This is a genomic window from Rhodococcus aetherivorans, assembly GCF_025722975.1.
In the GTDB taxonomy this organism is placed as follows: domain Bacteria; phylum Actinomycetota; class Actinomycetes; order Mycobacteriales; family Mycobacteriaceae; genus Rhodococcus; species Rhodococcus aetherivorans.
This window is the reverse complement of record NZ_CP106982.1, coordinates 5,449,791-5,472,141: the sequence shown is the minus strand read 5'-3', so window position 1 is coordinate 5,472,141 and position 22,351 is coordinate 5,449,791. Positions and strand designations below refer to the sequence as shown.

The following is a 22,351-nucleotide window of genomic DNA, read 5'->3' as shown; positions in this document are numbered from 1 at the left end:
TCGCTCGGCCCGGGCCTCCGGCCCGTCAGGCGCCGGTGAACTTCGGGGTGCGCTTCTCGGTGAACGCGCGGGGGCCTTCCTTGGCGTCGGCGCTCTTGAAGACCTCGGCGCCGAGTTTCGCGTCGATCTCGAAGGCTTCCTCCTCGTGCATGCCCTCGGTGTCGCGGATGGTCTTCAGGATGGCCTGGACGGCGAGGGGGCCGTTGGCGGCGATGGTCCCGGCGATCTCGAGGGCCTTGTCGAGAGCCTGGCCGTCGGGGACGACGTGGCCGATCAGGCCGATCTCCTTGGCCTCGGCGGCCTTGATGTGGCGGCCGGTGAGCAGGATGTCGGCGGCGATCGTGTAGGGGATCTGGCGGACGAGCCGCACCGCCGAGCCGCCGAGAGGGAACAGGCCCCACTTGGCCTCGGAGACACCGAACTTCGCGCTCTCCCCGGCGACGCGGATGTCGGTGCCCTGGAGGATCTCGGTGCCGCCGGCGATGGCCGGGCCCTCGACCGCGGCGATCAACGGCTTGGTGAGGCGACGGCCCTTCAGCAGTGCGGGTAGCCTGGACAGATCCCAGCCACCGCCTTTGCCCTTCCCGTCGCTTCGCTCGCCCTGCTCGAACTTGTCGCCCGGGGCCGACCGGTTCATCGCCTTGAGGTCGGCGCCCGCGCAGAACGCGCCGCCGGCGCCGGTCAGGATGGCCACCCGGATCTCCGGATCGTTGTCGACGCGGTCCCAGGCCTCGGCCATGATCGCCATCATCTCGCCGGACAGGGCGTTGCGCGCCTCGGGCCGGTTCATGGTCACGATCAGGACCGAGCCGCGCTGCTCGACGAGGCAGTGCGGGGCGTCTGCCGAAATGCCGGAAACTTCCGATGCGGTGGTGGACACTGAGGACTCCTGAGGGGTTGTGAACTGGATCTCATCCGGGTCTTGTCAGAAACGGTAACACGTTCTACTTTTGTGACGTGGCCCTTAACATCGCAGACCTCGTAGAGCACGCAATCGACCTCGTTCCCGACCGCGTCGCGCTCGCGTCGGACGGACGTGAGGTCACCTACGCGCAGGTGGAGGAGCGCGCCAACCGGCTCGCCCACTATCTGCAGGAACGGGGCGTGAAGCCCGGTGACAAGGTGGGTATCTACTCCCGCAACACCATCGAAGCGATCGAGGCGATGGTCGCGGTGTTCAAGATTCGTGCCGTGATGGTGAACGTCAACTACCGGTACGTCGAGAACGAGTTGCAGTACATCTTCGACAACTCGGACATGGTCGCGCTCGTCCACGAGCGCCGTTACTCCGACAAGGTCGCCGCCGTGCTGCCGCACTGCCCGCAGATCCGCACCGTCGTCGTGGTCGACGACGGCACCGATCTCGACTACGCGAGCTACGGGGGCGTCGACTACGAGTCCGCGCTGGCTCAGGGCTCACCCGAGCGCGACTTCGGCGAACGCAGCGCCGACGACCTCTACATCCTCTACACCGGCGGCACCACCGGCAGCCCCAAGGGCGTGATGTGGCGGCAGGAGGACGTGTGGCGCGTACTCGGCGGCGGCATCAACTTCATGACGGGCGAATACGTCGCCGACGAATGGGAACTCGCAAAGACCGGTGCCGCGAGCCCGCCGCTGGTCCGTTTCCCGATCCCCCCGCTCATCCACGGCGGTGCCCAGTGGGCGGTGCTGCAGTCGCTGTTCAGCGGCGGCAAGGTGATCATGCATCCCGAGTTCGACGGCCACGAGGTGTGGCGCGTCATCGAGGAGCACAAGGTCAACGTCATCTTCATCACCGGCGACGCGATGGGCCGCCCGATGCTCGACGCGCTCGAGAGCGGACGTCCGGGAACCGGTGAGAAGTACGATCTTTCGTCCCTGTTCGCGATGGCGTCGAGCGCCGCGCTGTTCTCCCCGGCGCTGAAGGAACGCTTCCTGGACCTGATGCCCAACACGGTGATCACCGACTCGATCGGCTCGTCCGAGACCGGCTTCGGCGGACTCGGCATCGTCGCCAAGGGCCAGGCCCACTCGGGTGGCCCCACCGTCAAGATCGACGCCTCCACGGCCGTGATCGACGACGACGGAAATCCGGTCGAGGCCGGCTCCGGACAGGTGGGCGTGCTCGCCCGCAAGGGCCACATCCCCATCGGCTACTACAAGGACGAGGTCAAGACCAAGGCGACCTTCCGCGAGTACCACGGCGTCCGCTACTCGATCCCGGGCGACCATGCGCGGGTCGAGGCCGACGGCACCGTCACCATGCTCGGCCGCGGGTCCGTCTGCATCAACACCGGTGGCGAGAAGGTGTTCCCCGAGGAGGTCGAGGGCGCCCTCAAGGCCCACCCGGACGTGTTCGACGTCCTCGTCGTCGGCGTGCCCGACGAGCGCTGGGGGCAGCGGGTGTCCGCCGTGATCGCGCCCCGCGCCGGTACCCGCCCGACGCTGGCCGACCTCGTCGAGGTGGCCCGCACGCAGATCGCCAGCTACAAGATTCCGCGCAGTGTCTGGTACGTCGACGCCATCAAGCGTTCGCCGGCCGGCAAGCCCGACTACCGCTGGGCCAAGGAACAGACCGAGCAGCGCCCAGCGGACGACCACCACACCAACGGCTCCGCCGCGGCGAGCTAGAAGGGACCGGGATGCACACCGATCTCAGCAGGAAATTCGGCATCCAGTACCCGATCTTCGGGTTCACCCCGTCCGAGCACGTCGCCGCCGCGATCAGCCGGGCCGGTGGTCTCGGCGTCCTCGGCTGTGTCCGGTTCAACGACCCGGACGAGCTCGACGCCGTGCTCACCTGGATGGACGAGAACACCGACGGCAAGCCCTACGGGGTCGACGTCGTGATGCCCGCAAAGGTTCCCACCGAGGGCACCGCCGTCGACCTCGACAAGCTCATCCCCGCCGAGCACCGTGCCTTCGTCGAGCGCACCCTCGCCGAGCTCGGCGTGCTGCCGCTCGACGAGTCCGCCGAACACGCGGCCGGCGTCCTCGGCTGGCTGCACTCGGTCGCCCGCGCACATGTGGACGTCGCCCTCGAGCACCGACCCGCGCTCATCGCCAACGCGCTCGGCTCCCCGCCGAAGGACGTGATCGACCTCGCCCACGAGAAGGGAGTGCCCGTCGCGGCGCTCGCCGGGGCGGTCGAGCATGCCCGGCGGCACGTCGAGAACGGCGTCGACATCGTCATCGCCCAGGGGTACGAGGCGGGCGGGCACACCGGCGAGGTGGCCTCGATGGTGCTCTGGCCCGAAATCGTGGACGCCCTCGGCGATTCGGCGGCGGTGCTTGCCGCCGGCGGTATCGGCTCCGGGCGGCAGGTCGCGGCCGCGCTCGCGCTCGGCGCGTCCGGGGTGTGGATGGGTTCCTACTGGCTCACCACCTCCGAATACAAGCTCGGCGCTGCCGCCGACGGCCCGTCGTCGGTCCAGCGGGCCCTGCTGGGCGCGACATCGTCGGACACCGTCCGCTCGCGGATCTACTCCGGCAAGCCCGCCCGCCTGCTCAAGACGAAGTGGACCGAGGCATGGTCGAAGCCCGATGCCCCGTCGCCGCTGCCGATGCCGTTGCAGAACCTGCTCGTGAGCGAAGCCCACCAGCGGATCGCCGCCGCGGACGATCCCGAGGTCGTCGCGATGCCCGTCGGGCAGATCGTCGGCCGGATGAACGAGATCCGGCCGGTCGCGGAGATCATGGCCGAGCTCGTCGAGGGGTACGAGCGGGCCGTGGACCGGTTGAACGCAGCACGGTGACGGACCGGTGGTGACCGTCTACGATCCCTTCGATCCGCAGTTCCTGGCCGACCCCTACCCGGCCTACCGGATGCTGCGGGACGAGGACCCGGTGCACCGCCACGTCAGCACCCGGAACGGCATTCCGCCGTTCCGGGTGCTGTCCCGTTTCGAGGACGTGTGGAACGCGGTGCGCGACACCGAGACCTACTCGTCCGCTGGGGGATTGACGTTCGTTCCCGACGAGATCGGCACACTGGGTCTCGCCCCGACGATCGTCATGCTCGACCCCCCGCGGCACGGGCAGCTGCGCAGCCTGATCGCGAAGGGGTTCACGCCCCGGCGCGTCGCGGCGCTCGAGGACGCCGTGCGCGGGTTCGTCCGCGGCCGGCTCGATTCGTTCGCCGGGCGACCCGAGGTCGATCTGCACCGCGAATTCTCCTCGACCGTCCCGACGTTCGTCCTGGCGGAGATGCTCGGCGTGCCGGCGGCCGACCGGGCCCGGTTCGATCCGTGGGTCGCCGCGCTGACGGCGTTGCAGGACAGCGGATTCGACGTGGCCGCCATGAGCGCACCTGACGCCGTCGCCGAGATGTTCGAGTACTTCTCGCGCCTGATCGGCGAGCGCCGCCGCGAACCCGGCGACGACCTGATCAGCGCCCTGACCACCGTCGAGTCCGACGGCGAACTGCTCACCGACTGGGAGATCCTCGGGTTCTGCTTCGTCATGGTGGCCGGCGGCAACGACACCACCGGAAACCTGATCTCGCACGCCGTGATGCTGCTCGACACCGATCACCGCCAGCGCGACCTGCTCGTCGACGAGCCTTCCCGGATCCCGGGCGCGTTGACGGAGACGCTGCGGCTGGAGGGATCGGTGCAGGGACTCGCGCGCACCACCACCCGTGACGTCGAGTTGCACGGGGTGACGATTCCGGCCGGGGAGAAGGTGATGATGCTCTACGGCGCCGCCAATCGCGACGAACGCGAATTCGGCGACACCGCGGAGCAGTTCGACGTCACCCGGCCGATTCCGCGGCACCTCGGATTCTCCAGCGGTCCCCACTTCTGCATCGGCTCGCACCTGGCGAAGCTGCAGTCCCGGGTTGCGCTCGAGGAGTTGCTGGCCCGGTATCCCCACGTGTCGGTCGATCCGGCATCGGGGGTGCGTCTGCAGTCGTCGTTCACCCGCGGCTGGGTGAGCCTGCCCGCCCTCCTGCGTCAGCCGAGCGGGAGGTTGTGGCGGTGAGCGGGAGTATGTCGCGGCATCGTGCGGGTGCGTCGACCAGGATCCTCCCGCTCGGAACGAGAACCTCCCTGTCACGACCCACGGACACGCCGCGCGTTCGCGACGATCGCGTCGTGGACGAACCGCGGCAGCCCGGGCGCCAGCTCCTCCCACTCGGCGGTGGCGGCGTCGCCGGAGACATACAGGGCCGCGATCTCGCAGTGCTGCTGCGGACTGCACGGGCCGAACCAGCGTTCGAGGTGGCGGCGGTGCTGCTCGGCGGCATCCATCGCTACCGGTCCGTCCGCCGGCTCGCCCGCCGCGATCGCCTCGACGAACGCTCGGATGTCGGCGTCGGCCTCGGCCTTGATCGTCTCCCAGTCCTCCCTGGTGTGCCCCGCGGCGCGGTGCGCCGCCCGCTCCCACTGGTCGTGATTCGGCCAGTCCGGCTCGGTGGCCGCGAATCGTTCGGCGAACCGGTCGGTTCCGAAGATCTCCAGTTGCTCCTCAGGGGTGAGCGATACACCCGTGCGCCGCGCCTCGAGCTCGCGATCGAGCGCCGCGAGCAGACCGATGAGGTGGTCCCGGCGCTGTTCGAGAAGCCGCCGCTGGCGGCGGAGGTGATCGTCGACGGTCGCGCCCGGATCGGCGAGCATGTCGGCAATGGCATCGAGGCCGAAGTCGAGCGCGCGATAGAACAGGATGCGTCGCAGCCGCTCGACGTCGGCGGCCGAGTAGAGGCGGTGGTTGCCGGCGCTGCGTCCATGGGGCACGAGCAGGCCGATCCGGTCGTAGTGGTGGAGCGTGCGCACCGAGACGCCGGCCATCCGCGCGACGTCCCCGACCGTGTACTCGCCGTCCACACGTCGATGATGCGCCGTCACGGCCGGTGTCGTCGCGCCGCCCGGGCGTGGGCGACGGCGAGCAGGCCGGGGACCTGTGCGGCGGTGCGCACGCCCGGGTTCAGGATCGACACCCACCCCTGCGGCGCGTACACGCGATGGGGAAGCAGGAGATCGAGGGCGGTGTAGTCCACGGCGGCGCCGTGCCGCGCGTGCCCGGCCGGCGGGTAACCCAGCAGGTCGCGGAACTCGTCGCGGCCGACCGCGACGTTGAGCCGGAACACCCCCGTCCGGTCGAGGTGGGACGCGGTGTCGAAGCCGTCGTAGTCGTGGACGACGACCGTGGCGAACGGGAACCTGCGGTCGGCGGGGGTGGTGCCATCCGGATCGAAGAACAGGAAGGTGTCGCCCCACGCCTGCCGGGGCGCGCCGTTGTCCTCCCCGGCCGTCGTCGCCACCACCCCGGGCAGGGCCGCCGCGACGTCGATGATGTCGTCCACCGTGAGGGATCGGGGTTCGTTCGTCGTCATGGGGCGGACGCTACGACCTGACGCAACGTCAGGTTCAAGTCCTCGTGCCGGATCGCCTATCGGCCCGATCCGGTGACCTGCGGCTGCAACTCGGCCGCCAGGTCGTCGGTCAGCGGCGTGAACTCGCGCTCGCCGCGGCGGCGGACCCATACCGGGTCGGCGCAGTGCCACCGCTCGGCGCTGAGCGTGCGGGTGAGGATCTTGAACGTGGCGGTGCGCGGGAAGTCCCGGCACACCCGGATCAGCGTCGGCAGCTGCTTGGGGCCGAGATCGCCCTGCGCGTCGAGGAACCCGGCGAGTGCGACGGGGTCGAACGCGGAATCCGCGGTCGGGATGACCGCGGCCATCACCCGGTCGCCGACCTGCGGATCCGGGACCGCGTAGACCGAGACCTGCGCGAAGCCCGGGTAGCGGAGCAGGGCCCGCTCGATCGGAGCGGCCGCGATGTTCTCGCCGTCGACGCGCATCCAGCCGGAACTGCGGCCGGCGAAGTAGACGAACCCGTCGGCGTCGGCGTAGCCGAGATCGCCGCTGTGGTATCGGCCGTCGCGCACCCGCTCGGCGTCGGCCTCCGGGTTCTTGTAGTAGCCGGCGAACAGGCCGGCCCCGGCGACGTTGACGAGCTCACCGGTCGCGACGTCGGCGTTGAGGATGCGGCCGTCGGCATCGAACTCGGCGACCGGACAGGGCGATCCGGTGTCCGGGTCGAGGATCCGCACGCCCTCGGGCAGCCGTCCCAGCGCCCCGGGCGGCGCATCGGGCGCCGCGGAGATCGAGATGCCGCCCTCGGTGGAGCCGAACCCGTCGACGACCGTCGCGCCGAACCGCCGGCGGAACTCGGCGATCGCGGGCGCCGTGCCCTCGTTGCCGTACATGATGCGCAGGGGATTGTCCGCCTCGCCGGGCTCCTCCGGGGTGGCGACGATGTAGGACAACGGCTTTCCCACGTAGTTGGCGTAGGTGACGCCGAAGCGGCGCACGTCCGGCAGGAAGCCGGAGGCGGAAAACCTGCGCCGCAGGGCGATCCCGGCCCCGGCCGCCAGCGCCACCGCCCAGCCGGCCATCATCGCGTTGGAGTGGAACATCGGCATCGACACGTACACGACGTCGTCGGCGCCGAGACCGAACCGTTCCGCGAGCATCACTCCGGGGCCGGTGATCTTCTCGTGGGTGCAGCACACGGCCTTCGGGTCGCCGCTGGTGCCGGACGTGAAGATCAGCATGAACAGATCGATCGCGGCGACGGGCGCCGGCGCGGCGGTGGAACCGGTGTGGGGAGCGAGCAGATCGGCCCACTCGGCGGAGTCGACGTCGATCACCCGGACGCCGCCGAGGTCGAGTCCGTCCAGCAGCCGCGCGTTCGCGGCCTCGGTGAACACCACCTGGCAGTCCGCGAGCGCGATGTCGCGGGCGAGGGCCTGCCCGCGACGGGTGGTGTTCAGCCCGACCACCACCGAGCCGGACAGCGCCGCGGCGCCGAGCAGCATCGAGAACTCCGGCACGTTGTCCATGAGGATCCCGAAGTGCCGGGGTCTGCGTGGGTCGAGCAGTTCGTGCAACAGGGCGGCCCGGTCCCGGCCGGCCTGCACGTGCTCGCGCCACGACAGCGACATGTTCTCGAACTGCAGGCCACGATCGTCGACGGTGGCGAGCCGTTCGAGGAGCGCGGTCACGGTGGGGACGTCGGTCATGCCGGCATCCTGGGGCATCGCCGCGGCGGGTGGGGTGCCGGTTCCGCTGATCGGGACGCTCACGCCGGCGCCTCCGCGAGGGACGCGCCGAGGTGCCGCAGCTGCGCGGTGGCCGACCCGAGGTGGAACTCGTGGTGTTTGGCGGCCAGGAAGTACCGGTGCACGGGGTGGTCCTCGTCCAGGCCGACTCCGCCGTGGACGTGTACGAGTGTGTGCGCGACGCGGTGCCCGGCGTCGGCGGCCCAGAACGCGGCCGTGCGCAGCTCCCCGGTGTCGGGCAGCCCGGCCTCCGCGCGGAAGGCCGCCTGCCACAGGGTGAGCCGGGCGCCCTTGACGTCGATGTAGGCGTCGGCGAGCCGCTGGGCCACCGCCTGGAAGCTGCCGATGGGCCGATCGAACTGCACCCGCTCGCGGGCGTACCCGGCGGTGAGTTCGAGCGCCCGGTCGAGCACCCCGTACTGGTATGCGGCCGAGCCGAGCAGCCCGCGGTCGCGCAGCCACACGGTGACCGCGTGGCCGTCGGTGCCGAGCGCGCGGTCCCCGGGCACGGAGGCCGCGGCGAGGGTGAGCGTCCCGAGGCAGCCGAGGCCGGTGTCGTACTGGCGGGTCACGGTCACGCCGGGATCGCCGGGACGGACGAGGAGCACGGTGACGCCGTCGGGGGTCGAGGCCGGCACGAGGAACAGGTCCGCGGCAGGCGCGGCGTCGACGAGGGTCTTGGTGCCGTCGACGATCCATCCGCCGTCGGCGCGACGTGCCGTGGTGGTCGGCGACGTGGGGTCGTCGTTCAGTTCCTCCTCGAGGGCGGCGGTGAGGATCTTCTCGCCGGTGGCGGCGGGTTCGCCCCAGTCGCGACGCTGCGCGTCGCTGCCGAACTCGGCGACGGCGGCGGCGGACACGACGATCGAGGACAGGTAGGGGACGGCGGCGACGCCGCGGCCGAGTTCGGTGAGGATGCTCGTCTGTTCGAGCGGTCCGAAGCCGTCGCCGCCGACGGACTCGGGCAGTGCCGCGCCGAGGATGCCCGAGGAGGCGAGCGCGTCCCACAGGGTGTGGTCGATGCGGTCGTCGGCGGCGTCGAGCCGGCGCAGGTGGTCATTGGTGACGATCTCGGTGACGATGCGGCGGGTGAGGCCGGCGAGGTCCTGCTGCGCCTCGGTGAGGGTGAAGTCCACGGTTTGTCCCTTCCGGTGGAGTGTCAGCGCTTGGCGGGTGGCTGTCCGAGGGCGGTCATCGCGATGATGTCGCGCTGGACCTCGTTGGTGCCGCCGCCGAAGGTGAGGATCAGGGAGCTGCGATGCATCCGTTCGAGCCGGCCCCGCAGCAGCACGCCCGGGGAGTTCTGTCGCAGCGTGGCCGACGGGCCGAGGATCTCCATCAGCAGGCGGTAGGCCTCGGTGGCGAACTCGGTGCCGAACACCTTGTTCGCCGACGCCGGTGCGGGTCCGAGCGGCGCAGTGCTGGAAGCGATCTCCCAGTTCATCAGCTTCAGGTACTCGGCCTTGGCGTGGACCCGGGCCAGGTTGATCTGCACCCATTCCTGATCGAGGACGCGGCGGCCGTCGGGCAGGCGGGTGTGCTGCGCCCACGCGCGCACTTCCTGCAGCGCGGTGAGGATCGGGCCCGCGGAGGTGAGCGCGACGCGTTCGTGGTTGAGCTGGTTGGTGATCAGCGCCCAGCCGCCGTTCTCCGCGCCGACGAGCGCGGACGCCGGGACGCGCACGTCCTGGTAATAGGTGGCGCTGGTGTCGGGGCCGGCCATGGTGTGCACGGGCGTGTACGAGAACCCCTCGGCGGTGGTGGGCACGATGAGGACGCTGATGCCCTTGTGCTTCCGGGCATTCGGATCGGTGCGGCACGCGAGCCACACGTAGTCGGCGTAGGCGATCAGGCTTGTCCACATCTTCTGGCCGTTGATCACCCACTCGTCGCCGTCGCGCACGGCGGTGGTGCGCAGCGACGCGAGATCCGTGCCCGCCTCGGGCTCGGAGTAGCCGATGGAGAAGTGCAGCTCGCCGGCGGAGATCCTCGGCAGGAAGAACTCCTTCTGCTCGGGCGTGCCGAAGTGCATGATCGTGGGCGCCACCGAGTTGACGGTGAGGAACGGGACCGGCGCGCCGGCGATCGCGGCCTCGTCGGTGAAGATGAGCTGGTCCATGGCCGAACGGTTCTGCCCGCCGTACTCCTCGGGCCAGCCGAGCGTGAGCCAGCCGTCCTTGCCCATCTGCTGGACGACCTCCCGGTACACGTTGCCGGCGCCGTACTCGCCCGTGGTCGCGGCGAGCGCCTCCCGTCGTTCGGGGGTCATCAGGTCGGCGAAGTAGGCGCGCAACTGCGCGCGGAGTTCCTCTTGCTGCGGGGTGTACGCGATGTCCACGAACCGCTCCGTTCGTCGGGTAGGCAGCTGGTCGACGGCCGAGGACCGGGACCGGCTCGGCGATGTTCCCGAATCATTGCACAGAACTGAAACGCGTTCTAGCCTGGTTTTCGAGCCGTCGCGCCAGCCCGCGCGTCCGGCGCCCGATCGGTCGAGCAAGCGAGAAGCGAGGTCTGTTCATGGAGGTCAAGGTCGACTTCGATCGTTGCGAGGCGAACGGCGTGTGCGTGGGAATCGCGCCCGAGGTGTTCGATCTGAACGACGACGACGAGCTGATCGTCACGCACCCCATCGCGCCGGAGCGGGAGGAGGACGTGCGCACGGCGATCGCCCAGTGTCCGCGTGCGGCGCTGAGCGAGGCCTGACGGCGCCCCTTGTCAGAAACGAGAACACGTTCTACATTTCCGGGGGGTCGCCGGAATCCGCGGCGACCAGGAGCGCGGCGGCCCCGGGTGGGCCGCCCGACATCGCTAGGGAGAGCGCGTCCATGAGTGCAACCGGCAACGGTCTCGGCCCCGCAGGAAACGGTGCGACGGACGAGGGGGGCCTGGGTCTCGACGGCAAGGTCGCCGTCGTCACCGGCGCCGGTGCCGGGCTCGGCCGGGCGGAGGCCGTCGCGCTGGCCCGGGCCGGCGCCGCGGTGGTCGTCAACGATCTCGCGGCGACCGATGCCGTCGAGGACACTCTCGCCGAGATCCGCGACCTCGGCGCCGATGCGGCGTTCGTCGCCGGCAGCGTCGCGGAACGTGCCACGGCCGACGCGCTGCTCGCGACGGCACAGGAACGCTTCGGCGGCCTCGACATCGTCGTCAACAACGCCGGAATCGTGCGGGACCGCATGCTGTTCAACATGTCCGACGAGGACTGGGATGCGGTGATCGCCGTGCACCTGCGCGGCCATTTCCTGCTGTGCCGCAACGCGGCGGCGTACTGGCGTGGCGAGTCCAAGAAGGCCGGCGGTCCCGTCTACGGCCGGATCGTCAACACGTCCTCCGAGGCCGGCCTGCTCGGCCCCGAGGGGCAGGCCAACTACGGCGCCGCCAAGGCGGGAATCACGGCACTCACCCTCTCCGCCGCGCGGGGCCTGTCCCGGTACGGGGTGCGCGCCAACGCCATCTGCCCGCGGGCCCGCACCGCGATGACGGAGGGCGTCTTCGGTGCCGCGCCCGAGGGGGAGGTGGATCCACTGTCGCCCGAGCACGTCTCGGCACTGGTCGCCTACCTGGCGTCGCCCGCGGCGGACCGGATCAACGGCCAGGTCTTCGTCGTCTACGGCCCGATGGTCGCGCTCATGGCCGCGCCCGTCGTCGAGCAGCGCTTCGACGCGGACGTCCGGTGGACCCCGGAGAGCCTCGCCGAACGGGTCGGCGGCTACTTCGGCGACCGGGACCCCGCCCGTAACTTCTCGGCCGCGCAGGCGCTCGCCCTCTGACGTCCCACTAGGCGGTACCCGAAGTGACATGCAACGTTGTCCTTCGGTAATATCGCGCCGTCCGGGGCCGATCCGGCTAGTGTCGGCCCGACCCCGGGCTCGCGTGTCGTCCGGCGATGCGGGCGCGTGAACGCGCGGCCGGAGGCCGCTCGGAGATCGTGTAGTACCTGTTCTAGTTTTGCGTCCCGCGACGCGGTTCGCGAAGGGGCGGCCGGCGCGGTTCCCGACCGAGTTCGGTCCCGTGGACGGGCGGCGGATCCGATCTCGCGGTCCACTGAATTCCCAGTTCGAACCCCGATTTTCCGCTCGACGCGAGCGCCGCCGGTTCGGTCGGTGCGGCGGGGCTCCCGCCCGCAGAGGTAGCCGTGTCACGCCGCGACGCAGTGGTCTTTGACACGTGAACACGTTCTAGTTAGTATGACGCGGGTCACAAGCTGACCCCTCGCCGGCCTCGGCCGGCGAGCGAACCAACGGAGGAGGAGACGGTGGTAGACCTCCTCGAGGTACCGCTCCGCGCGGTCGGTGGATTCTTCGCGATGACGGGCGAGACCGCCCGGGCCGTGTTCTCCCGGCCCTTCCAGCGACGCGAGTTCGTCGATCAGGCATGGTTCGTCGCGCGGGTCTCCCTCGTGCCGACGGTCCTCGTCGCGGTGCCGTTCACCGTCCTGGTCAGCTTCACCCTCAACATCCTGCTGCGCGAGATCGGTGCCGCCGACCTCAGCGGCGCCGGCGCCGCACTCGGCGCGGTCACCCAGGTCGGCCCGATGGTCACCGTGCTCATCGTCGCCGGTGCCGGCGCCACCGCCATTTGCGCGGACCTCGCCGCCCGCACCATCCGAGAGGAGATCGATGCGATGCGCGTGCTCGGCATCAACCCGATCCACCGCCTCGTCGTGCCCCGGGTCCTCGCGTCCACCGTCGTGGCGCTGCTGCTCAACGGGCTGGTGTGCACCATCGGCATCCTGGGCGGCTTCGCGTTCTCCGTCTTCCTCCAGGACGTGAACCCCGGCGCCTTCGTCAACGGCATCACCCTGCTCACCGGCTTCGGCGAACTCGTGATCTCCCAGGTCAAGGCCGGCCTGTTCGGCATGATCGCCGGCCTCGTCGCCGCCTACCTCGGCCTCAACGTCAAGGGTGGCGCCAAGAGCGTCGGCGACGCCGTCAACCAGACGGTCGTGTTCGCCTTCATGGCATTGTTCGTGGTCAACCTTCTCGTCACCGCCGTCGGCATCAAGCTGACGGGCGGGTGACCGGCACGGCGGTGATGTAGATGGCAGTGATCTCCTGGCGCTTCCCCCGCGTGCGGCGCCGTGTCGCCCGCGCCTCCGACTCCGTGGACCGGCTCGGCGAGCAGGCGCTCTTCTTCGGCAAGGCGCTCGGATACGCCCCGCGCGCGATCACGCACTACCCGAAGGAGACGGTCCGGCTGATCGCCGAGATCAGCATGGGCACCGGTGCGCTCGCCGTGATCGGCGGAACGGTCGTCATCGTCGGCTTCCTGACCCTGTTCACCGGCGGGATCATCGCCGTGCAGGGCTTCAGTTCCCTCGGCAACATCGGCGTCGAGGCGCTCACGGGCTTCTTCGCCGCCTTCATCAACGTCCGCATCGCGGCGCCCACCATCGCGGGCATCGGCCTGGCCGCCACCATCGGCGCCGGTTCGACCGCCCAGCTCGGCGCCATGCGGGTCTCGGAGGAGATCGACGCGCTCGAGGTCATGGCGATCCCGTCGATCCCGTATCTCGTGAGCACCCGCGTGATGGCGGGGATGATCGCGATCGTCCCGCTGTATTCGCTGGCGGTGATCGCCTCGTTCATCGCCAGCCGCTTCGCGACCGTCGTGCTCTACGGCCAGTCCGCGGGCGTGTACGACCACTACTTCGACACGTTCCTCATCCCCACCGACATCCTGTGGTCGTTCGTGCAGGCCATCGTCATGGCGGTCGCCGTCATGCTGATCCACACCTACTACGGCTTCAACGCCGGTGGCGGCCCGGTCGGTGTCGGCGTCGCCGTCGGCAACGCCGTGCGCGCATCCCTGATCGCCGTGGTGACCGTGACCCTGCTCATCTCGCTCGCGGTGTACGGGGCGACCGGCAACTTCAACCTGTCGGGATAGGCGCATGGACACACCTTCCTGGAAGAAGAAACTCGCGGCCCTCGGTCTCGTCGGGGGACTCACCGTCGCCGTCGCGCTGGCGCTGCTGATGTTCGCCGGTGCCTTCACCGCCACCACCCCGGTCACGGTCACCTCGGCGCGGTCCGGCCTGGTGCTGGAGCCCGACGCGAAGGTCAAGCTCCGCGGTGTCGAGGTGGGCCGGGTCCGGTCCGTCGAGCACACCCCTGACGGCGCGCTGCTGCAGCTCGCGATGGATCCCGGCCAGCTGCACCTGGTGCCGTCCAACGTGCGCGTGGCCATCGAGTCCACCACCGTGTTCGGCGCGAAGTTCGTCAATCTGCTCATGCCGGACGATCCGTCGCCGGTGCCGCTCCAGGAGGGCGCGATCATCGCGGCCGAGAACGTCACCGTCGAGTTCAACACGGTCTTCCAGCACCTGTCCGACGTGCTCGCGCAGGTCCAGCCGGAGAAGCTCAACGCCACCCTCGGGGCGATCTCCGAGGCCCTCAACGGTCGCGGCGACACCCTCGGCGCCACCCTCGTCGAGGCCGACGACTATCTCGCGACGATGAATCCCTCGCTGCCGCAACTGCAGTACGACCTCGCCGTGGCCGCCGACGTCACCAACCTGTACGCCGACGTCGCGCCCGACGTGATGAACCTGCTCGACAACGCCACCTCGATCGGCAACACCGTCGTCGACGAGCAGGCCAACCTGGACCTGATGCTGATGAACGTCACCGGCCTGGCGAACACCGGTCGCGACGTCCTCGGCGAGAACGAGGCGCAGCTGACCTCGGCGCTGGACCTGCTGACGGAGACCACGACGCTGCTCGGCGAGTACTCGCCGGAGCTGACGTGCTTCATCATCGGGCTCAACGACGCGCGAATCGCCTTCGAGCCCATGGCCGGAACCGGCAAGTACCCGGCCCTGATGCTGAGCACGAACTTCCTGGGCGGCGCCACCATGTACGACCACGAGAAGGACCTGCCGGTGGTGGGCGCGACGGGTGGGCCGAACTGCCACGGGCTGCCGGCCTTCGATCCCAAGCGCGACGGCCACGCCCCCTTCGTCGTCGCCGACACCCATCCCGTGCCGTTCCACCCGAACACCGAGACGTGGGTGCGGTACCCGACGATCTTCGGTTTCCTGTTCGGCGACATGCTCCCGGGAGGCGAGTGAGATGCCGGAGTCGCAGAGGCGGACGTGGACGCGCCCGGTGGGCCGGGCGCCGCGGGGGAGCGGGGTGATCCGGTGAGGGCCACCACGGTCAAGTTCCTCGCGTTCACCGTCGTGATGGTGCTGATCTTCGCGGCACTCGCGATCGTGTTCAGCCAGGTGCGGTTCACCGGCACGCAGACCTATCACGCGACGTTCACCGACGTGTCCGGGCTGCAGGCCGGCGACAAGGTCCGCATCGCCGGGGTGCCCGTCGGGTCGGTCGACAGCGTCGACATCGGTCGCGGCAACCAGGCCGAGGTGTCCTTCGACGTCGACGCCGAGCACACGCTGCTGGCGAGCACCAAGGCCACGGTGCGGTACGAGAACCTGGTGGGCGACCGCTACCTCGAGCTGCTCGAGGGACCGGGTACCGGCGAGACGCTGCCGGCCGGCGGCACGATCCCGGTGGCGCAGACGGAACCCGCGCTCGACCTCGACCTGCTGCTCGGCGGATTCAAGCCGCTGTTGCAGGGCCTCGACCCGCAGCAGGTCAACGACCTGTCCGGCGCGCTGCTCCAGGTCTTCCAGGGGCAGGGCGGCACCCTGGTGTCGCTGCTGGGCAACACCAACTCGTTCACGAACTCCCTCGCCGACCGGGACCGGCTGATCGGCGACGTCATCGACAACCTCAACGCCGTCCTCGCCACCATCGACGAGAACGACCAGCAGTTCACCGAGACCGTCGACCGGTTGCAGACCCTGGTGAGCGGGCTCGCGCAGGACCGCGACCCGATCGGCACCGCCATCCCGCGGATCGCGGCCGGCACCGGGGATCTCGCCTCGCTGCTGCAGAACAACCGGCCGGACCTGCAGTCGGTGATCGCCGAGACCAACCGCACCATGACGCAGCTCGACCTCGGGCGCGACGACATCAACCGGACGCTCGAGCGGCTGCCGAACGACTACAAGAAGCTCATCCGGGTGGGGGTGTACGGCAACTTCTTCCAATTCTTCCTGTGTGCCAACACGTTCAAGTTCTCGGGACCGGACGGGACCACCATCCGTTTCACGTCGGCCGAGCAGACGACCGGAAGGTGCGCGAAGATCGAATGAGTCCGATCCGTGAACGCAATCCCGTGCAGGTCGGCATCGTCGGCCTGTCCGTCGCGGCCGCGACGGTGCTCGCCGGCCTGCAGTACGACCAGCTGCAGTTCCTCTCCGGCGGCCTGACCTACTCGGCGTACTTCGCCGACGCCGGCGGTCTCGTGCCCGGCGACACCGTCACCCTCGCCGGTGTCGACGTCGGCGAGGTCACCGACGTCCGCCTCGACGACCAGCAGGTTCTCGTCGCCTTCACCGTCCGCGACGGCATCGCGCTCGGCGAGGACACCGGGGCCGACATCAAGACGAACACGGTGCTCGGCCGCAAGTCCCTCGCGGTGCAGCCCTACGGTTCGGGGACGCTCGACCCGCGCGAGCCGATCCCGCTGGCGCGCACCGACTCCCCGTACTCGCTCACCGACGCTCTCGGCGACCTCACGACATCGGTGTCGGATCTCGACACGGAGCAGATCAACGACTCGCTCAACGCGCTGTCGGATTCGCTGCAGGACACCCCACCCGAGTTGCGCGGGGCGCTCGAGGGAATGACCAGGCTGTCCCGGTCCATCAACGCGCGCGACGAGTCGCTCGAGGACCTGCTGGCCCGCGCCGAATCGGTGACCGGCATCCTCGCCGAGCGCAGCGACCGGATCAACGCCCTCGTGGTGGACGCCAACGCCCTCTTCGGGGAGCTGAGCGTGCGCCGCGACGCGATCACCGAGCTGATCGCGAACATCTCCGCGGTCTCACGGCAGCTGTCGGCGCTGGTGCAGGAGAACCAGGCGCAGATGGCTCCCACCCTGGAGAAGCTCAACGCGGTGACCGCCAACCTGCAGGCGAACAAGGAGAACATCGCCGGCGCCCTCGACGGTCTCGGCCCGTACATCAGCGCGCTCGGCGAGTCCGTGGCGAGCGGTCCGTTCTTCAACGCGTACGTGTCGAACGTCCTGCCCGCGCCGTGGTGGAAGGCCTTGGTCGACAGCACGGTCGCCCCCGAGCTGCTGCAGCAGGACCTGCAGGACATCATTCCGAAGAACCCGCCGTCGATCACGAAGGATGGCGAATGAGCACCCACACCCTCGAGGCCCCCGGGGGGCGGCCCGGAAAGCGCCGCCGCCTGCTGATACCGGTGATCGCCGGTGTCGCGGTGGTGGCCCTGGCCCTCGTCGCATTCGCCGTGGTGCTGCCCGGCTGGGGGAAGCGCACGATCAACGCCGAATTCGTCTCCACGAGCGGCCTGTACGAGGGCGACGACGTGCGCGTGCTGGGCGTGAGCGTCGGCACGATCACCCGCATCGAGCCGGGCGACGACCTGGTGCGCGTGCAGATGCAGGTCGACGACTCCGTCGACATCCCGGCCGATGCCAAGGCCGTGATCATCGCGCAGAGCCTCGTGTCCGCGCGCTTCATCCAGCTGACCCCGGCGTACTCGGGCGGCCCGCAGTTCGCCGACGACGCGACGATCCCGGTCGAGCGCACCGCCTCGCCTGTCGAATGGGACCAGATCAAGACGGAACTGATGCGCCTGTCGGAGGCGCTGGGCCCCCAGGGCCTCGACCCCCAGGGCTCGCTCGGCCGCTTCATCGATACCGCCGCCGAGAACCTCGACGGCAACGGCCTGACCGTCCGTGCCACGCTGCGCGAACTGTCCGACACCATGCACACCCTGTCGAAGGGGCGCACCGACCTGTTCGGCACCGTCCGGAACCTGCAGGCGTTCGTGTCGGTGCTCTCGACCAGCAACGAGCAGATCGTCCAGCTCGGTGGCCGGCTGGCGTCGGTCTCGGACGTCCTCGCCCAGAGCTCGGGCCAGCTCGGCACCTCGCTCGCGGACCTCGACCTCGCGGTCGGCGACGTGCAGCGGTTCGTGCAGGACAACCGGGCAGCGCTGACCGAGTCGGTGCAGCGCCTCGCCGACGCCACCGAGGTGCTCGCACGCAAGCGGCCCGAGATCGAGCGGGTCCTGCACTCCGGCCCGACGGCGCTGGCGAACTTCTACGACATCTACAAGCCCGCCCAGGGCTCGCTCACCGGTGCGCTGGCGATCAGCAACCTCGCCAACCCCGTCGAGTTCATGTGCGGGTCCGTGGCCGCCGCGGCGAACGCCACCTCCGACCGCAGCGCGGAGCTGTGCCGCCAGCAGCTCGGGCCGGTCCTCCAGTCGCTGGCGATGAACTACCTGCCGATCATGACCAACCCCATCGCCGCGGTGGAGGCGTTCCCCGACCAGATCGTGTACACCGAACCGGGTCTCGAGGCGGAAGCCGAGGCGGCGGGCCGGGGCATCGCACCCGCGGACGCCACTCCGCCGCCGGCCGGGCCGCTCTCGGATCTGCCCACCGTGACGGTTCCCCCCGACCTCGGTGCGCTGTTGCAGCCGGGAGGAGGACGATGAGCACCCGAACCCGGCACACCCGCCCGGCACGGCGGTACGCCGCCGCCGCGATGGCGGTCGCGGCGTCCCTGACGTTGACCGGATGCGAATGGGAGGGGCTCAACTCCCTCGCCCTGCCCGGCACCGCCGGGCACGGCGAGGACGCCTACCAGGTACGGATCCAGATGCCGAATGTGACCACCCTGACGCAGAACTCGCCGGTGCGGGTCGACGACGTCCAGGTCGGCAGCGTCACGAAGATCGAGGTCGAGGACTGGCACGCGCTCGTGACGGTGGCCCTCGACGGCGACGTCGAACTCCCGGCGAACGCCACCGCCAAGATCGGGCAGACCAGCCTGCTCGGCTCGCAGCACCTCGAACTGGCGTCGCCGGCGGACGAGCCGCCGCAGGGCCGGCTCGAGGACGGCGACCTGATCCCGCTCGAGCGGGCCGGGGTGTACCCGACCACCGAGCAGACGCTGTCGTCGCTGTCGGTGGTCCTCAACGGCGGTGGACTCGCGCAGATCAACGACATCACCACCGAGCTGAACGCGGCGCTGAACGGGCGGGAGGACTCGATCCGGAACCTGCTGCCGCGGCTCGACGAACTCGTCGGCACCCTCGACCGGCAGCGCGGCGACATCATCGCCGCGATGGAGGGCATCGATCGGCTCGCGTGGACGGTCGACGCGCAGAACGCCACCCTCGTCCGTGCGCTCGACGAGATGCCGGCCGCGCTGAACGTGCTGGTGGAACAGCGGCAGGACCTGACCACCGCGCTCACCTCGCTCGGCGAGATGAGCACCGTCGCCAGCCGGCTCGTCGAGAACAGCGGCGACGACCTGCAGACCAACCTGCAGGCGCTGGCTCCGACACTGCGTGCGCTCGCCGACTCGGGCAACGCGCTGACCGAGGTGCTCGGCGTGCTGCTGACCTATCCGTTCCCGCAGGCCGGCATCGACCAGGTGATCCGGGGCGACTACGCGAACCTCGCCATGACCATCGACCTCACCCTCGAACGGCTGGACCTGAACTTCCTCACCGGCACCCCGCTCGCCGGGCGCCTCGCCGGCCCGGAAGGCATCCTCGGCCGGGACGCCGGGCTGGCGGCCCAGTCCGCGGACCCCTTCCAGGCCCCGCTCCAGCAGCCGGCCGCGCAACCCGCGCCCGGCCCGGCCGCAACGCTGTCGGTCCCCGGTCTGGGGGAGATCACCGTTCCGGGGCTGCCCCCGCTGGGGGTGCCCGCGCCATGATGCTGTCGAAGTTCGTCCGGATCCAGCTCGCCATCTTCTCGGTGCTCACGGTGGTCGGGTTGCTGGTGATGTCGCTGCAGTACGTGCGGCTCCCGCAGCTGCTCGGCGTCGGCCGGTACACGGTGATCGTGGAACTGCCCTCCACCGGCGGGCTCTACCCGCACGCCAACGTCACCTACCGCGGCAACACCGTCGGGGTGGTCGACAAGGTGCAGCTGTCGCCGGCCGGGGTGGAGGCCATCCTGTCGATCGACAGCGACCGCTCGATCCCCGCCGACGTCGACGCAGCGGTCCGCAGCGTGTCCGCCGTCGGCGAGCAGTACGTGGACTTCGTTCCCCCGCAAGATGGTTCGAACGGGGAGTATCTGTCGGACGGCGACGTGATCCCGGCCGACCGGACGTCGGTGCCGCAGGAGGTGGGCGAGCTGCTCGACCAGGCCGACGTCCTGCTCGCCAGCATCAGCGACACACGGCTGCGCACCGTCGTCGACGAGTCGTTCGACGCGTTCAACGGGTCGGGGCCCGACCTGCAGCGGCTGATCGACTCGACCCGCCTGTTCGTGCAGGAGGCGAGCGCCGGCAGCGAGCAGACGAAGGCATTGCTCGATCAGCTCGGTCCGCTGCTCGACACCCAGGTCGTCACCAGCGACGCGATCCGCTCCTGGACGCGGGACATGCTGACGTTCACCGACGGGCTGCGGGCCGCCGACACCGACCTGCGGGCGGTGCTCGCGAAGGGGCCGGGCGCCGCGGCCGAGGCCGAACAGCTGCTGCAGGACCTGCGGCCGACGCTGCCGCTGCTGCTGGCCAACATGGTCGGCGTCGGGGAGGTGGGCGTGCTCTACAACGCCGGCATCGAACAGATCCTGGTGCTGTACCCGCCGATGACCACGGCGCTGATCACCGCGGCCGGCAGCGGACCGGCCGAGGACGGCGCGGTCGTCGACTTCCACCTGCAGCTGCACGATCCGCCGCCGTGCCTGTCCGGCTTCCTGCCGCCCGAACAGTGGCGCAGCCCTGCGGACACCACGATGGTGGACACCCCCGGCGAGGTGTACTGCAAGCTCCCGCAGTCGGATCCGAACGCCGTGCGAGGCGCGCGGAACCTGCCGTGCATGGAGTTCCCGGGCCGGCGCGCCCCCACCCCGGAGGCGTGCCGCAACGGGTACCAGCCCGAATACCTCGACAACCCGTGGCGCGGCGCCCCGACGCCCGTGCAGTCGGAAGGCGACATGCCGGTGCCCGCCTCGCACGCGACCGGGACGGGCGCGGCCGCGCCCGCCGGGGTGACGGCGCGCGGCATCGACCCGGCGACGGGAACGTACATCGGTCCCGACGGTACGGTGTACCGCAACGTCGACACCGGCCCCGAGACCAGTTTGGAGACGTACATGAAGGCGCAGCAAGGCTGATGGCGGACGAAGAGACCCCCACGACATCGACGCCGGAGACCGGACCCGCCCGGCAGAGCCGGGTGCTCCCCGCGGTCGCAGCCCTGATCGTCCTCGCCCTGGTGGGCGCCGGAGTGTGGCTGTGGCTCGGCGCGACGGCCGACCGCGACCACGACGCCCGGCGGGCGGCGTACCTGCAGGCCGCGCGGCAGACCGTGCTGAATCTGACCACCATCCACCCGCAGAGCGCGGCCGAGGACGTACAGCGTCTGCTCGACGGGGCGACCGGTGACTTCAAGGCCGAATTCGAAGGACGCGAAGGGCCTTTCGTCGATGTGGTGACCAAGGCGAACGTGGACACCACCGGTGAGGTGATCGAGGCCGGAATCCAGGCCGAGGACGGCGCCTGCATGTCCTCGCTCGTGGCCGCGCGGTCGATGGTCAGCAACGCGGAACAGCCCGAACCCGAGCCCCGCGACTTCCGGCTGCGGGTGACGATCTGCGACGAGAACGGTCGGCTGCTGGCCTCGAAGGTGGATTTCGTACCATGACCGAGCATTCGAAGGACGAGGCCGTGACCCTCGAGAAGACCGACGACGCCGCGGGCGTGGAGGGCGCGGAAAGCGCTACGGCGCAGCCCGGCTCCGGGGGAGGTGCGCGCCGGATGCTGCTCGCGGCCCTCACCGCCGCGGCGATCGTGCTCGCCGGCCTCGTCGGCGTGGGCGTGTACGACAAGGTCGAGCGCGACGGCGCCGAGGCCGCCCGGACCGAGGCCCTGCAGGCCGCCGAGGAGCAGGCCGTCGCGATGCTCGCGTACGACCACGCCACGGTCGACGAGCAGGTCGCCGCCGCCTCCGACGGGCTCACCGGCGACTTCCGGGACGAGTACACGAACCTGATGAAGAACGTCATCGCGCCCGGCGCCAAGGAGAAGGCGATCACCGTGCAGGTGAGTGTGCAGGCGTCGTCGGTCGTGTCGGCCGAGGCCGACCGGGCGGTGACCCTGTTGTTCCTCAACCAGATCACCACCAGTTCCGTCAATCCCGAGGCGGTCAGCAGCGGCAGCCGCGTCCGCGTCGAACTCGAGAAGCACGACGGCCGTTGGCTGGTGAGCCGCCTGACCCCGATCTGAGCC

Annotated in this window: 21 protein-coding genes; 15 read left to right on the top strand and 6 right to left on the bottom strand. The window is 70.2% G+C overall.

What is annotated here, in order from left to right:
* Nucleotides 1–25: 25 nt before the first annotated feature.
* Nucleotides 26–880, bottom strand: a complete 855-nt coding sequence (locus OCS65_RS25035) for a crotonase/enoyl-CoA hydratase family protein (RefSeq protein ID WP_006937836.1) — start codon at nt 878–880, stop codon at nt 26–28.
* Between the two features lie 77 nt (nt 881–957).
* On the opposite strand from OCS65_RS25035, the gene OCS65_RS25030 reads away from it, so the two are divergent.
* Genes OCS65_RS25030 through OCS65_RS25020 form a run of 3 tightly spaced genes read left to right on the top strand, consistent with a single transcriptional unit; the run spans nt 958 to nt 4,965 of the window.
* Nucleotides 958–2,613 carry an acyl-CoA synthetase gene (locus OCS65_RS25030; RefSeq protein WP_072634281.1) on the top strand — a complete coding sequence of 552 codons (1,656 nt, stop codon included), beginning with the start codon at nt 958–960 and terminating at the stop codon, nt 2,611–2,613.
* 11 nt (nt 2,614–2,624) lie between these two features.
* Nucleotides 2,625–3,737, top strand: coding sequence for an NAD(P)H-dependent flavin oxidoreductase (locus OCS65_RS25025; protein WP_263507967.1), 1,113 nt, complete (start codon nt 2,625–2,627; stop codon nt 3,735–3,737).
* Nucleotides 3,738–3,747: 10 nt separating this feature from the next.
* The gene (locus OCS65_RS25020) at nt 3,748–4,965 is read left to right on the top strand and encodes a cytochrome P450 (RefSeq protein WP_263507965.1); all 1,218 of its coding nucleotides are present in this window, start codon (nt 3,748–3,750) and stop codon (nt 4,963–4,965) included.
* A gap of 71 nt (nt 4,966–5,036) precedes the next feature.
* On the opposite strand, the gene OCS65_RS25015 is transcribed toward OCS65_RS25020, so the two are convergent.
* From OCS65_RS25015 to OCS65_RS24995, 5 genes are read right to left on the bottom strand one after another with little or no spacing between them, the layout of a single operon-like run.
* Nucleotides 5,037–5,807, bottom strand: a complete 771-nt coding sequence (locus tag OCS65_RS25015; protein WP_050034580.1) for a MerR family transcriptional regulator — start codon at nt 5,805–5,807, stop codon at nt 5,037–5,039.
* Nucleotides 5,808–5,824: 17 nt separating this feature from the next.
* A complete protein-coding gene (locus OCS65_RS25010; RefSeq protein WP_263507963.1) occupies nt 5,825–6,316 on the bottom strand; it encodes a DUF6194 family protein in 492 nt (163 codons plus the stop codon).
* Between the two features lie 56 nt (nt 6,317–6,372).
* Complete coding sequence (locus tag OCS65_RS25005; RefSeq protein ID WP_263510383.1) at nt 6,373–8,007, bottom strand: long-chain-fatty-acid--CoA ligase; 1,635 nt, start codon at nt 8,005–8,007, stop codon at nt 6,373–6,375.
* A 59-nt stretch (nt 8,008–8,066) separates the two neighbouring features.
* Entirely contained in the window at nt 8,067–9,182 is a 1,116-nt protein-coding gene (locus OCS65_RS25000) for an acyl-CoA dehydrogenase family protein (protein ID WP_065923040.1), read from the bottom strand.
* 23 nt (nt 9,183–9,205) lie between these two features.
* A complete protein-coding gene (locus tag OCS65_RS24995) occupies nt 9,206–10,384 on the bottom strand; it encodes an acyl-CoA dehydrogenase family protein (RefSeq protein WP_029541042.1) in 1,179 nt (392 codons plus the stop codon).
* Nucleotides 10,385–10,563: 179 nt separating this feature from the next.
* Here OCS65_RS24995 and OCS65_RS24990 point away from each other — a divergent pair, with 179 nt between their 5' ends.
* The 12 genes from OCS65_RS24990 (at nt 10,564) to OCS65_RS24935 (ending at nt 22,348) form a co-directional block, all read left to right on the top strand.
* Nucleotides 10,564–10,749 (top strand): ferredoxin, encoded by a 186-nt coding sequence (locus OCS65_RS24990; RefSeq protein ID WP_006937853.1) that lies wholly within the window; start codon nt 10,564–10,566, stop codon nt 10,747–10,749.
* Nucleotides 10,750–10,871: 122 nt separating this feature from the next.
* Nucleotides 10,872–11,816, top strand: a complete 945-nt coding sequence (locus tag OCS65_RS24985) for a 3-oxoacyl-ACP reductase (protein ID WP_029541047.1) — start codon at nt 10,872–10,874, stop codon at nt 11,814–11,816.
* 485 nt (nt 11,817–12,301) lie between these two features.
* Nucleotides 12,302–13,066, top strand: coding sequence for an MlaE family ABC transporter permease (locus tag OCS65_RS24980; RefSeq protein WP_006937862.1), 765 nt, complete (start codon nt 12,302–12,304; stop codon nt 13,064–13,066).
* 20 nt (nt 13,067–13,086) lie between these two features.
* Nucleotides 13,087–13,935 carry an MlaE family ABC transporter permease gene (locus OCS65_RS24975; protein ID WP_029541049.1) on the top strand — a complete coding sequence of 283 codons (849 nt, stop codon included), beginning with the start codon at nt 13,087–13,089 and terminating at the stop codon, nt 13,933–13,935.
* Nucleotides 13,936–13,939: 4 nt separating this feature from the next.
* Nucleotides 13,940–15,118 (top strand): MCE family protein, encoded by a 1,179-nt coding sequence (locus OCS65_RS24970; protein ID WP_006937867.1) that lies wholly within the window; start codon nt 13,940–13,942, stop codon nt 15,116–15,118.
* Between the two features lie 72 nt (nt 15,119–15,190).
* Nucleotides 15,191–16,210 carry an MCE family protein gene (locus OCS65_RS24965; RefSeq protein ID WP_006937869.1) on the top strand — a complete coding sequence of 340 codons (1,020 nt, stop codon included), beginning with the start codon at nt 15,191–15,193 and terminating at the stop codon, nt 16,208–16,210.
* Nucleotides 16,207–17,265: an MCE family protein gene (locus OCS65_RS24960; RefSeq protein WP_006937871.1), complete on the top strand. Its 1,059-nt coding sequence runs from the start codon at nt 16,207–16,209 to the stop codon at nt 17,263–17,265. Before OCS65_RS24965 ends, OCS65_RS24960 begins: the two co-directional genes overlap by 4 nt.
* Nucleotides 17,262–18,593: an MCE family protein gene (locus OCS65_RS24955; RefSeq protein WP_263507956.1), complete on the top strand. Its 1,332-nt coding sequence runs from the start codon at nt 17,262–17,264 to the stop codon at nt 18,591–18,593. Before OCS65_RS24960 ends, OCS65_RS24955 begins: the two co-directional genes overlap by 4 nt.
* Nucleotides 18,590–19,825, top strand: a complete 1,236-nt coding sequence (locus OCS65_RS24950) for an MCE family protein (RefSeq protein WP_029541053.1) — start codon at nt 18,590–18,592, stop codon at nt 19,823–19,825. The genes OCS65_RS24955 and OCS65_RS24950 overlap by 4 nt, the downstream gene beginning before the upstream one ends.
* Nucleotides 19,822–21,237, top strand: a complete 1,416-nt coding sequence (locus OCS65_RS24945) for an MCE family protein (RefSeq protein WP_006937877.1) — start codon at nt 19,822–19,824, stop codon at nt 21,235–21,237. The genes OCS65_RS24950 and OCS65_RS24945 overlap by 4 nt, the downstream gene beginning before the upstream one ends.
* The gene (locus OCS65_RS24940) at nt 21,237–21,767 is read left to right on the top strand and encodes a hypothetical protein (RefSeq protein ID WP_050034586.1); all 531 of its coding nucleotides are present in this window, start codon (nt 21,237–21,239) and stop codon (nt 21,765–21,767) included. Before OCS65_RS24945 ends, OCS65_RS24940 begins: the two co-directional genes overlap by 1 nt.
* On the top strand, nt 21,764–22,348 hold the full coding sequence (locus tag OCS65_RS24935) for a hypothetical protein (RefSeq protein ID WP_029541061.1): 585 nt from the start codon (nt 21,764–21,766) through the stop codon (nt 22,346–22,348). Before OCS65_RS24940 ends, OCS65_RS24935 begins: the two co-directional genes overlap by 4 nt.
* The last annotated feature ends 3 nt before the right edge of the window (nt 22,349–22,351 follow it).

Excerpts from the sequence above, each read along its gene's own strand:
- OCS65_RS25025 (WP_263507967.1), top strand. The coding sequence starts at position 2,625 with ATGCACACCGATCTCAGCAGGAAATTCGGCATCCAGTACCCGATCTTC.
- OCS65_RS24970 (WP_006937867.1), top strand. The coding sequence starts at position 13,940 with ATGGACACACCTTCCTGGAAGAAGAAACTCGCGGCCCTCGGTCTCGTC.
- OCS65_RS24940 (WP_050034586.1), top strand. The coding sequence starts at position 21,237 with ATGGCGGACGAAGAGACCCCCACGACATCGACGCCGGAGACCGGACCC.
- OCS65_RS24935 (WP_029541061.1), top strand. The coding sequence starts at position 21,764 with ATGACCGAGCATTCGAAGGACGAGGCCGTGACCCTCGAGAAGACCGAC.
- OCS65_RS24975 (WP_029541049.1), top strand. The coding sequence starts at position 13,087 with ATGGCAGTGATCTCCTGGCGCTTCCCCCGCGTGCGGCGCCGTGTCGCC.
- OCS65_RS24945 (WP_006937877.1), top strand. The coding sequence starts at position 19,822 with ATGATGCTGTCGAAGTTCGTCCGGATCCAGCTCGCCATCTTCTCGGTG.
- OCS65_RS25010 (WP_263507963.1), bottom strand. The coding sequence starts at position 6,316 with ATGACGACGAACGAACCCCGATCCCTCACGGTGGACGACATCATCGAC.
- OCS65_RS24990 (WP_006937853.1), top strand. The coding sequence starts at position 10,564 with ATGGAGGTCAAGGTCGACTTCGATCGTTGCGAGGCGAACGGCGTGTGC.
- OCS65_RS24955 (WP_263507956.1), top strand. The coding sequence starts at position 17,262 with ATGAGCACCCACACCCTCGAGGCCCCCGGGGGGCGGCCCGGAAAGCGC.
- OCS65_RS24985 (WP_029541047.1), top strand. The coding sequence starts at position 10,872 with ATGAGTGCAACCGGCAACGGTCTCGGCCCCGCAGGAAACGGTGCGACG.
- OCS65_RS24950 (WP_029541053.1), top strand. The coding sequence starts at position 18,590 with ATGAGCACCCGAACCCGGCACACCCGCCCGGCACGGCGGTACGCCGCC.
- OCS65_RS25005 (WP_263510383.1), bottom strand. The coding sequence starts at position 8,007 with ATGACCGACGTCCCCACCGTGACCGCGCTCCTCGAACGGCTCGCCACC.
- OCS65_RS24960 (WP_006937871.1), top strand. The coding sequence starts at position 16,207 with ATGAGTCCGATCCGTGAACGCAATCCCGTGCAGGTCGGCATCGTCGGC.